10 protein-coding genes are annotated in these 10,893 nt (G+C 37.2%); 1 reads left to right on the top strand and 9 read right to left on the bottom strand.

Translation table 11 applies throughout. The annotated features are described in order from the left end of the window. Positions 1 to 45 precede the first annotated feature (45 nt). A complete protein-coding gene (gene gpmA, locus NKG37_RS17085) occupies positions 46 to 837 on the top strand; it encodes a 2,3-diphosphoglycerate-dependent phosphoglycerate mutase (RefSeq protein ID WP_101730006.1) in 792 nt (263 codons plus the stop codon). A 132-nt stretch (positions 838 to 969) separates the two neighbouring features. Here gpmA and NKG37_RS17080 read toward each other — a convergent pair whose 3' ends face one another. The 9 genes from NKG37_RS17080 to NKG37_RS17040 form a co-directional block, all read right to left on the bottom strand. Then, positions 970 to 1,932 carry an ABC transporter permease gene (locus NKG37_RS17080; RefSeq protein WP_016201188.1) on the bottom strand — a complete coding sequence of 321 codons (963 nt, stop codon included), beginning with the start codon at positions 1,930 to 1,932 and terminating at the stop codon, positions 970 to 972. Beyond that, a complete protein-coding gene (locus NKG37_RS17075; protein ID WP_254414991.1) occupies positions 1,933 to 2,991 on the bottom strand; it encodes an ABC transporter permease in 1,059 nt (352 codons plus the stop codon). Then, positions 2,984 to 4,519 (bottom strand): ABC transporter ATP-binding protein, encoded by a 1,536-nt coding sequence (locus tag NKG37_RS17070; RefSeq protein WP_016201186.1) that lies wholly within the window; start codon positions 4,517 to 4,519, stop codon positions 2,984 to 2,986. The genes NKG37_RS17075 and NKG37_RS17070 overlap by 8 nt, the downstream gene beginning before the upstream one ends. A gap of 260 nt (positions 4,520 to 4,779) precedes the next feature. Further along, positions 4,780 to 5,847 carry a BMP family lipoprotein gene (locus NKG37_RS17065; protein ID WP_254414990.1) on the bottom strand — a complete coding sequence of 356 codons (1,068 nt, stop codon included), beginning with the start codon at positions 5,845 to 5,847 and terminating at the stop codon, positions 4,780 to 4,782. A gap of 62 nt (positions 5,848 to 5,909) precedes the next feature. After that, complete coding sequence (locus NKG37_RS17060; RefSeq protein ID WP_016201184.1) at positions 5,910 to 6,641, bottom strand: GntR family transcriptional regulator; 732 nt, start codon at positions 6,639 to 6,641, stop codon at positions 5,910 to 5,912. A 383-nt stretch (positions 6,642 to 7,024) separates the two neighbouring features. Beyond that, positions 7,025 to 9,361: an FtsK/SpoIIIE family DNA translocase gene (locus NKG37_RS17055; protein WP_016201183.1), complete on the bottom strand. Its 2,337-nt coding sequence runs from the start codon at positions 9,359 to 9,361 to the stop codon at positions 7,025 to 7,027. A gap of 94 nt (positions 9,362 to 9,455) precedes the next feature. Then, positions 9,456 to 9,827, bottom strand: coding sequence for a hypothetical protein (locus tag NKG37_RS17050; RefSeq protein ID WP_254414989.1), 372 nt, complete (start codon positions 9,825 to 9,827; stop codon positions 9,456 to 9,458). Positions 9,828 to 9,882: 55 nt separating this feature from the next. Further along, positions 9,883 to 10,095: a YlzJ-like family protein gene (locus NKG37_RS17045; RefSeq protein ID WP_016201182.1), complete on the bottom strand. Its 213-nt coding sequence runs from the start codon at positions 10,093 to 10,095 to the stop codon at positions 9,883 to 9,885. After that, on the bottom strand, positions 10,092 to 10,832 hold the full coding sequence (locus tag NKG37_RS17040; protein WP_016201181.1) for a ClpP family protease: 741 nt from the start codon (positions 10,830 to 10,832) through the stop codon (positions 10,092 to 10,094). Before NKG37_RS17040 ends, NKG37_RS17045 begins: the two co-directional genes overlap by 4 nt. Positions 10,833 to 10,893 lie beyond the last annotated feature (61 nt).

Here is a 10,893-nt window from a genome sequence, read left to right as displayed (position 1 = left end):
GTGAAATAAAGGAATCATTAAAAAGATAAAAAGGAGAAATATGCTATGCCGAAACTTGTTTTAATCCGTCATGGAGAAAGTCTTTGGAATGTAGAAAATCGTTTTACTGGCTGGACTGATGTTGACCTGTCTGAAACAGGATTAACAGAGGCTAGGGAAGCTGGCATTATTTTAAATAGTAATGGTTACACTTTTGATATTGCTTATACATCCTATTTAAAAAGGGCTATCCACACATTATGGATCATCCTTGCTGAAATGGATAGCATGTGGATTCCAGTGTATAAAACATGGAAGTTAAATGAACGCCATTATGGTGCACTGCAAGGACTTAACAAAGCAGAAACAGCTGAGCAATATGGACTGGATCAAGTACAAAAGTGGAGAAGATCAATGGATATCAAGCCGCCTGCATTAAGCAAAGATGATCCTCGATATACGATTAACGACCCAAGGTATCGAGAGCTTAAAGACGGGGAATTCCCTTTAGCAGAAAGCCTTGCAGATACGGAAAAAAGAGTGTTAACATTCTGGAATGAAGAAATAGCACCAGTGTTAAAAGAAAACAAAAAAGTTATCATCACAGCACATGGTAACACACTTCGAGCTATCATACAGTATTTAGACAACATTTCACCGGATGGGATTGCATCCTTGAACATTCCTACGAGCATTCCTCTAGTATATGAATTAGATGACAACACACTTAAGCCAATTCGTCATTATTATTTAGATATGAAGGGCGAAGTACCTGCGAATGTCATTCCAAAACATATTCCGATTGAGTTACTGGATAAAGAAGTAAAGAGCAAGGCGATTAATACCCATGAGGAATAAATAAATTGATCCCATTTATTACGTATATATTAGGTGATTTGTACCTATTGTTGCTTCGAATATGAAAAAAGCGCCCACTTTAAAAAAGTCGGTCACTTTTTTCATTTTATAAAAATAACTAGGAAATTTTATTTATCTACTTCCTTTAATATAAGGAACACCAGATGCTTTTGGCGCATCTGCACGACCAATAAAGCCTGTTAATGCAATAATCGTTAATACATATGGTGCAATTAACAGATACACATTTGGAATGTTTTCTAAAAACGGTAAACTGCTACCAACAATACTCAAACTTTGAGCAAAGCCGAAGAAAATCGCAGCTCCCATAGCCCCAAGCGGATTCCATTTTCCGAAAATAAGGGCAGCAAGTGCCATGAACCCTTGTCCACTAATAGTAGCATGTGTAAAATCATTTGTAATCGACTGGGCAAATACACCACCGCCGATTCCGCCAAATGCCCCAGAAAGAATAACAGCAATATAGCGCATTTTTGTTACGTTAATTCCCATCGTATCTGCAGCCATTGGGTGTTCCCCTACCGAACGAAGACGCAGGCCAAACGGCGTTTTATACATCACATACCAAGCTATGATAGCGATAATAATTGCTAAGTAAGAAGTCCAATACGTATTGGAGAAAAATAAATCACCAATCACCGGTATATCTTTTAACACGGGAATATCAATTTTCTTAAAGCTATAGCGAATGGTACCTGTTTGCCCTTTTCCATCATAGATTAATTTCACTAAAAACATAGCAAGACCTGCAGCAAGCAAGTTAATTGCCACACCGGAAACGGTTTGATCGGCACGGAATGTGATACTTGCCACCGCGTGTAGGATTGAAAATATCGCCCCAACAACCATCGCAACAAGCAACGAAATCCAAGGTGTCCAAGCACCGAGACTATCTGCAAATGTTAAGTTAAAAACAATGGAGGAGAAAGCTCCCATCACCATTAGACCTTCTAATCCAATATTAACAACTCCAGCTCTTTCGGAAAAGTTACCGCCAAGAGCAGTAAAGATTAGCGGAGCAGCAAACAATAGCGAAGAGGGTATGACAATTAATAATACATCCATTAATCCCATTTACTTCTCCCCCTTTTTACTTTTATTTTTACTTAATCTATCCAAGAATAAGCGGATCATGTAACTTGATGCAACAAAGAATACGATTAAAGCAATAATGATATCAACCATCTCATTTGGTACACCTGCTTCAAGTGGCATATTTAAGGAACCTACTTTTAAGAAACCAAACAAGCATGCTGCAAGTACAATTCCTAGTGGTCCATTTGCCCCAAGTAACGCTACCGCAATTCCATCAAATCCAACACCAGTAAATCCACCTTTATTACTTACATATTCGAAAGTTCCTAAGCCTTCCATTGCTCCTGCAAGGCCTGCAAAAGCACCAGAGATAACCATAGATAAAATAATATTACGGTTAACATTCATCCCAGCATATTGAGAAGCCTTTTGGTTAAAACCAACCGCTTTTAATTCATAACCTTTTACTGTCTTTTCTAAAATCACCCACATAAGAATAGCGCAGCCTACTGCGATTAAAATCCCCCAATGAAGACGAGAATAATCGGTAATACTAGCTAAAAACTCTGAGCGTAAACTAGCAGATGGCGGAATTGTTTCTGTACGGTCTGCCTTGTCTGTAAGAACATTTCGAATCAAATAATTAGATACATGTAGGGCAATATAGTTCATCATGATACTTACGATAACTTCATGTACTCTAAATCTTGCTTTTAAAAATCCTGGCACAAATGCCCATAGTGCTCCAGCTGCTGTAGCAGCTAATACTGCTAGTGGTAAATGAATGATTTTTGGTAGATCAAACGCAATACCAACCCAAACAGCAGCAAGCCAACCAACAATTAATTGTCCTTCTACCCCGATATTAAATAGTCCTGTACGAAAAGCAAAGGCAACTGCCAGACCTGCAAGAATCAATGGAGTAATTTGGCGAACTACTTCTCCAGTGAAATAGATTTCACCAAACGCACCATTCCAAAGTGCCGTATAGGCATCTCCAGGATTGTATCCTGTTGCAAACATTATGATTGTACCAACAATAACCCCTAATAATACGGAAATAATTGGAATACTAATTTTCTTTATTGTATTAGACATTATTCTCCACACCCACTTTTTTAGCATTCGATCCTGCCATTAATAATCCTAACTCTTGTTCTGTTGTAGTCTTTGGATCAACAGTAGCAATAATTTCCCCGTCGAAAATAACGGCAATTCGGTCACTCACATTTAAGATTTCTTCTAGCTCAAAGGAAATTAATAATACTGCTTTTCCTTTATCTCGTTGTTCGATTAAACGTTTATGAATAAATTCAATCGCGCCGACATCCAGACCTCTCGTAGGCTGAGCTGCAATAAGCAAATCAGGATCACGGTCTACTTCTCTACCAATAATTGCTTTTTGCTGGTTTCCACCAGAAAGTGCTCTTGCAGGAGTGTGAATACTTGGTGTTCTCACATCAAATTCTTCGATTAATTCGCTTGCCTTTTTCTCTATTTCTGTTTGATTTAAGAATCCATAATTAGAAAATGGTCTTTTATAATACGTTTGCAATGCCATGTTTTGTCCAATTGAAAAATCAAGGACTAAGCCATGTTTATGTCTATCCTGTGGAATATGACCAATTCCACTTTCCGTGATTTTCCGTGGCGTCAAGACACTAATTTCTTTGCCATTGAGGGTAATGCTACCACTATTTTTCTTCATTAATCCAGTGATTGCCTCAATGAGCTCTGATTGACCATTGCCATCTACACCGGCAATCCCGACAATTTCACCTGCTTTAACATCTAGGTTAAGAGAGTTCACTACATGAACACCGCGACTGTCTTTCACCGTTAAATCTGTAATGTTTAATACTGTTTCTTTCGGATTTGGAGCTTTCTTCTCTGTTTTAAAGGACACTTCACGGCCAACCATTAAGTTTGCAAGTTCATTTGGGTTTGTATCTTTTACATTATAGGTTCCGATACCTTCGCCTTTTCGAATGACCGTCACACGATCACACACTTCCATAATTTCTTTTAATTTATGGGTAATTAAAATAATCGATTTTCCTTCTTGAATTAGCTTACGGAAAATGCCAATTAATTCTGTAATCTCTTGCGGCGTTAAAACAGCAGTTGGTTCATCAAAAATTAAAATTTCTGCTCCGCGATATAATGTTTTTAAAATTTCTACCCTTTGCTGCATTCCAACAGAAATATCAGCAACTTTCGCTTTCGGATCAACCGCAAGACCATATCGTTCAGAAATTTCTCTTACTTCTTTTTCAGCTCTTTTCAGATCAATTTTCCCTTTGCTTACTGTTTCTTTTCCTAAAATAATATTTTCCGTAACAGTAAATGTATCAATCAACATAAAATGCTGATGAACCATTCCAATTCCTAAATCATTTGCGATATTAGGATTTGAAATGTTAACTACTTCCCCACGTGCACGGATTTCCCCTTTTTCTGGCTGATACAACCCAAAAAGAACATTCATAAGCGTTGACTTTCCTGCACCATTTTCCCCTAAAAGTGCATGAATCTCACCTTTTTTTACTTGAAGGGTAATATTGTTGTTTGCAACAATACCAGGGAATTCTTTTCGAATATTTAACATCTCGATTACATATTCCATCTAATCCACTCCTTCTTTACCTCACAGATAAATGATTAAGCTTTAAAAAACAGTATGATGTCAAAGAATTTATTTTTCTAAAACAATCCACAAAGGAAATTATGTAATTTTTATGTTACGATAATTCCAGCTTATAAAATTTTGAATAAAGAATAGAATAACACTTCTACTCTTTAGTTAAAATTCTATTTTTTGTCGTAAAAAAGGAATAAGTGTTTGCATTGCAAACCACTTATTCCTGGAAAATTAGCATATGCTATTTACTTAACAGTATCAGGAACAGTGTACTCACCGTTTTTAATTTTTGCAGTCCATTCTTCAACAGCTGCATCGATTTCTGCTTTGTTTTCTACTTCTTCATTAATTACTGCTAGACCAACACCATCTTCTTTTAAGCCGTAAACAGTAGTTTCGCCACCAGGGAAATTACCTTCTTTGGCTTTAGTTGAGATATCTTGAACTGCAGTAGAAACACCTTTTAATGCAGAAGTTAACACAATATTATGATCTCCTACAGCGCCTTCTGCTGCTTGGTCAGAGTCAACACCGATTGCCCAAATGTATTTTTCAGGGTCTTTTTCTTTTAAATCACGTGCTTCAGAGAATAATCCAGCACCAGTTCCACCAGAAGCATGGAATACTACGTCAGCACCAGAAGAGTACATTTTACTTGCAATTGTTTTACCAATTTCAGGTTTATCAAAAGCACCAGCATATTGTACATCTACTTTAATATCAGGGTTTACCGCTTTAACGCCATCAACGAATCCAGCTTCAAAACGCCCGATAACTTCTCCTTCTACACCGCCGATAAAGCCGATTTTTTCAGATTTAGTAGCATGAGCAGCTGCTACACCAGCTAAGAAAGAAGCTTCTTGCTCTTTGAAAGTAATACTTGCTACGTTTGGTTGGTCTACTACAGCGTCAACGATACCAAAATGAGCATCTTTTTGTTGTTGAGCGATTTCTGAGATTGCGCCTTCCATCATAAATCCAATACCAAATACTAGATCATTTCCTTGACGAATTAAGCTGTTTAAGTTAGTAGCATAATCTGAATCTGATTGTGATTGTAGGTAATCAATACCATTACCTTTTGATAGGCCATTATCTTCACCAAATGCTTGTAAACCTTCCCAAGCTGATTGGTTAAATGATTTATCATCAACACCACCTACATCTGTTACCATTGCAACTTTAAATGAGTCTTTATCCTTATCACCTTCTGCTGCATTGTCGTTACCTTTGTCATTACTTCCACAAGCACTTAATACAGTCCCAGCAGCTAGTACTAAAGACAGTGCTAAGCCAAATTTACGCTTCTTCAAAGCTTGTACCCCCCTAGATTTTGTTATTTAGTAAGAAAATTTACGATTAATTTGTCCAGCTTTTAAGAATAAATGCGTTTTCTTAATACTTGAAAGCTAAACTTATCGGATCGAAAATAATTTACTGAATAAAGAATCGGCTCATCCTTCTCATCATAATGCATCTGTTTTAAAACAAGCAGAGCAGTTTCTGGTTCGCATTGCAGAATGGGAGATACTTTCTCATGATATCCAATCGGTTCGATTTGTGCCACAGCGTATGTAATATGTCTTTGACTATCCGATTCCAAGAACTGAAAAATCGATTCTTGATCGTATGAAAATCGGTCAGGCAAGATTTTCTGCGGCAATTTATCAATACAATAAACAACCGGTTCGCCATTAGCTGTTCGAACTCTTTCGATAACGAGCAGTTCTTCTTCTTGCATAGCGGAGAAGCGTGTCGCATCTTCTTCAGTGGCAAACATCGTGTTTGAGCTTAGAAATATGGTGCCTGGATTCATTCCTGCCTGCATAATCATATTCGTGACACTATTTAATTGTTCTATGCCAGAATTAAACAATGGCTTGCTGTTAACAAATGTGCCAACACCATGTCTTCTGACAACCACATTTTCTTCTTCCAATGTACGAAGTGCTTCTCTTAACGTCGCACGACTTACACCTAAAGTTTTTGCAAGCTCGAATTCAGAAGGGAATTTTTCTTTTTCTTTATATACTCCCATCTTAATGTCTCTTTTCAGACGATCAACGACTTGCAAATATAAATGTCTCGTATCCGATTTAATTAGCATATGATGTTCCTCCAAACATTTCTAAGACATCAGACCTCTGATGTTCAATCATTCCTACTAATCGAAAATACTATAACACTTTTTGACTAATAAATAAATAGACTTTTAAGAATTTCGTCGAAAAAATACTGAAATGAGAGATTGTTCGGAAATCAATCGTTTTCAATTGTATATTCTTGTAAAAATAACGGTTTATCCCCCCTCTTTTTCCTCCGTTACTCGAAGGATTGTTCTGAATATACGATAAAAAAGGAACCTGAAATAGGTTATACTATTTCAGGTTCGCTTTGTTAAATATGATTATTTACTATACATTTCAATAGAGTTCTTTATATTTAAATATGGATCATTTCTATTCATGCATACTAATTCATATTTATATTTTATTGTATATTCATTTCTTCTGGCCCTTTTGAAATGAGGACGGTTCTAGGTTTACTGCCCTCATATGGTCCAACTACCCCGCGGGCTTCCATTTCGTCAATTAATCTTGCTGCTCTCGTATAGCCAATACGAAATCTTCTTTGTAACATGCTAACAGACGCTGTTTGCATTTCGACTATTAATTCAACTGCGTCGTTATACAGTTCATCTTCGACTGCTCCTGTGACTTCGACAATTTCATCTGGGATCATTTCTTCCTGGTATTGTGCCTTCTGCTGTCCAATAACGAAATCGACTACTTCTTCTACTTCTTCATCAGATAAGAATGCACCTTGTACCCTAACCGGTTTACTTGCACCATAAGGGAAGAATAGCATATCTCCTCTTCCTAGTAGCTTCTCTGCTCCTCCCATATCTAAAATAGTACGAGAATCGGTCTGAGAGGAAACGGCAAAAGCAATTCTGGATGGAATATTAGCTTTTATAACTCCTGTAATAACATCAACAGATGGACGCTGAGTTGCAATGATTAAATGGATTCCAGCGGCACGCGCCATCTGGGCAAGCCTTGTAATGGCATCTTCTACATCAGATGAGGCTACCATCATTAAGTCAGCAAGCTCGTCCACAATCACAACAATAAATGGCAGAAGGGGCTGCTTTTCCTGTTCTTCTGCATTATAGCGTTTGATATATTCGTTGTATCCTTCAATATTTCTTGTCCCTGTATGAGAGAATAAATCGTATCTTCTCTCCATCTCACTGACGACCTTCATCAATGCTTGCGATGCTTTTTTCGGATTGGTTACAACTGGTGCAAGCAAATGAGGAATACCATTATAGACGTTTAATTCAACCATTTTCGGGTCAATCATCATTAGTTTCACTTCATGTGGCTTTGCTCTCATTAAAATACTTGTAATAATCCCGTTAATGCAGACACTTTTCCCACTTCCTGTTGCTCCAGCAACAAGTAAATGGGGCATCTTATTTAATTCAGCACATACTGCTTCTCCTGTAATGTCCCGTCCAAACGCGATCATTAACTTAGAATCAGGTTTATCATTTTTACTTGATTCTAAAACTTCTCTTAGCGAAACTACTGCGACTTCTGAGTTTGGCACTTCAATCCCAATAGCAGATTTTCCTGGGATTGGTGCTTCGATCCTAATATCCTTCGCTGCTAGCGCTAATGCTAAATCATCACTTAAATTGACTATTTTACTTACTTTTACCCCTTCGCTTGGATGAACTTCATACTTTGTAACTGCTGGTCCTAAATGTACCTCTGTTACTCTCGCTTTTACTCCAAAACTATGGAATGTTCTTTCTAATTTAGCAGCATTTGCATGAATTTGCTCATATTCACCACTTTGATCTGCCTTTCTTGGCAGCTTTAATAGTTTTAAAGGAGGAAGCTCATAATCTTTATTCTCCACTTCCGTAAAAGTAATTGGGACAACATCCCCCTCATCTAACGGCTCGTCCATTGGTTCTACAACAGAATCTTCCGGAATGGGCTCATCTTGGTATGCTCTTTCCGCAAAAGTATTAATGATTGGCTCTTGTATGTAGGCTTCTTCCTCTTGAGATGAAGGATTCACGATGATGGCTGGAGTTGTATTTTGCTCACGCTGATTATTCTCTCTCCTTGCCTGTTTGTCTGCTTTGCGTTTTTCTTTATTTTTTTGGATAGATTCTTTCCAATCTTTCATATCTTGCACAAAAGCAGCCCATTGATCTTGAGTAAAATTCCAAATACTTGATAATACTTTTTTAAAGGCACCACTTAAAGTTTTACCTGTAAGCAAGATAAAACCAATCATAATCACAATAAAACTTATAATCTGTGTACCTACCGTATCGAATAAATAGTGGAAGAGGGCAAACAAAACGGCACCGATCATTCCACCGCCTAAATCAATATTCGTTGCCTGCTTTTCTACTTCCATCCAAAATAATTCCCAAGTATTATAAATCACACTTGGATTCGTAAAATTGCCTTGACTTGCAAGCAACTTAAATAGTGTCACATGACTGAGTAACAAAACGGCACTAACAATCAAATAAATGCCATTTAATTTTGTATGGAACATATAAGGCTTTTCTCGCTTCCACATTAAATAACCACCGTATACGATTAGCCCAATTAGGCAAAGCATATACCACTCTCCGAAAAAGAAACGGAAAAAAGAAACCATTGTTGCTCCTACGGCACCTAGTTTAAGAATAGAGATAAAACTTAATGCCATTATGACGAGAGCTGTTAGTTCATATTGTATCGTTAATTTAAGATGTTGTTTTTTTCTTGTTTTTCTTTTTTTTCTTTTAGCCATCTTGATCACCTAATATTTAAAATTATCTTCCTCATTTGTAATAAAGAAGCAGCCTAAGGCTGCTTCTTTATTGATTACTATATTATATCATAGTTTATAAAGCGAAACTTCTATCAGTAGGTTTTTTTATCCTTTGCTGTTGATAGAAGGCGGATGTTTGCTGTTGCGTTTTTTGGTTTGGCTGATATCTCGCTCGTTTGGCTGATTTGTTGTCTACTTTGGCTGATATCTCGTTCGGTTGGCTGACTTGCTGCCTGTTTTGGCTGATATCTCGTTCGGTTGGCTGACTTGCTGCCTGTTTTGGCTGATATCTCGTTCGTTTGGCTGATTTGTTATCTGCTTTGGCTGATATCTCGCTCGTTTGGCTGATTTGCTGTCTGCTTTGGCTGATATCTCGTTCGGTTGGCTGACTTGCTGTCTGCTTTGGCTGATATCTTCCCAAATTTGCTAATAAATCAAATTTCAAAGTAAGTTTCTTTCCTTATTATTCCCTCTAATCGACTTTTTCAGATAAAAAGCCATTAAATTGTTGGAATTTTTGCTCCTGGTTGCATTTCTGTATGCAGATAATGATTTGGATCGGTGCTAAGTACTCTAATGACTTCAAATTCATTTGACTCATTTCTAGCCACTAATAAAGGTATACCGTTATACTGAATAACTTGTTGTCTTTCATAGATGTCTTGACTCATTGGGAAAATTAATTCTTCAGGCATCATTGTATACATAATCATTGAATAATCCCTTCATTCTGTTCTTTATTGGCATCAATCAATTCATTTAGCTTTTTCATAGCATCTCCTACGCCGCCAACAGAGTCAATAAGTCCAGAAGTAACAGCATCACTTCCAATTACATTTGTCCCGATATCTCTTGTTAGATTTCCTTTAGCAAACATTAAGTCTTTAAAATTTTCTTCACTAATTTTGGAATGTTTTGTTACAAAGTTAACGACTCTCTCTTGCATTTTATCTAAGTATTCGAATGTTTGTGGGACCCCGATAACGAGACCTGTCAAGCGGATTGGATGAATCGTCATTGTTGCTGTTTCTGCAATATAAGAATGATCACAGGACACAGCAATTGGAACACCGATTGAATGCCCTCCTCCTAATACTAAGGAAACAGTTGGTTTAGAAAGAGAAGCAAGCATTTCAGAAATAGCTAATCCAGCTTCTACATCGCCCCCAACAGTATTTAAAATAACAAGTACCCCTTCAATTTTCGGGTTTTGCTCGATTGCTACAATTTGGGGAATTAGATGCTCATATTTCGTTGTTTTATTTTGCGGTGGTAATTGTAAATGTCCTTCAATTTGACCAACAATCGTTAAACAATGTATTTTGGAATCCTGAGATAGCTGCGGTACATTTGTTTGTCCCAACTGTTGGATTTTTTCCATTAAGCTAGATGGTTTATCCTCTTTCGGCTGTTCCTCAGGTTGAGCGTTATTATTATTTACTGAAACCATAAAGTTCTCCCTTCCTAAAAACCATAATAGTCTTAGTATGAAGCGAGAATCACTATTTCAT

The organism is Niallia sp. RD1 (assembly GCF_024219955.1).
GTDB lineage: Bacteria > Bacillota > Bacilli > Bacillales > Cytobacillaceae > Niallia > Niallia alba.
The sequence above is the reverse complement of the archived record's forward strand: the minus strand, read 5'-3'. Positions and strand labels throughout refer to the sequence as shown.

Coding starts and splice junctions, on each gene's coding strand:
- gpmA (WP_101730006.1), top strand. CDS start 46: ATGCCGAAACTTGTTTTAATCCGTCATGGAGAAAGTCTTTGGAATGTA.
- NKG37_RS17080 (WP_016201188.1), bottom strand. CDS start 1,932: ATGGGATTAATGGATGTATTATTAATTGTCATACCCTCTTCGCTATTG.
- NKG37_RS17075 (WP_254414991.1), bottom strand. CDS start 2,991: ATGTCTAATACAATAAAGAAAATTAGTATTCCAATTATTTCCGTATTA.
- NKG37_RS17070 (WP_016201186.1), bottom strand. CDS start 4,519: ATGGAATATGTAATCGAGATGTTAAATATTCGAAAAGAATTCCCTGGT.
- NKG37_RS17060 (WP_016201184.1), bottom strand. CDS start 6,641: ATGCTAATTAAATCGGATACGAGACATTTATATTTGCAAGTCGTTGAT.
- NKG37_RS17055 (WP_016201183.1), bottom strand. CDS start 9,361: ATGGCTAAAAGAAAAAAAAGAAAAACAAGAAAAAAACAACATCTTAAA.
- NKG37_RS17045 (WP_016201182.1), bottom strand. CDS start 10,095: ATGATTATGTATACAATGATGCCTGAAGAATTAATTTTCCCAATGAGT.
- NKG37_RS17040 (WP_016201181.1), bottom strand. CDS start 10,832: ATGGTTTCAGTAAATAATAATAACGCTCAACCTGAGGAACAGCCGAAA.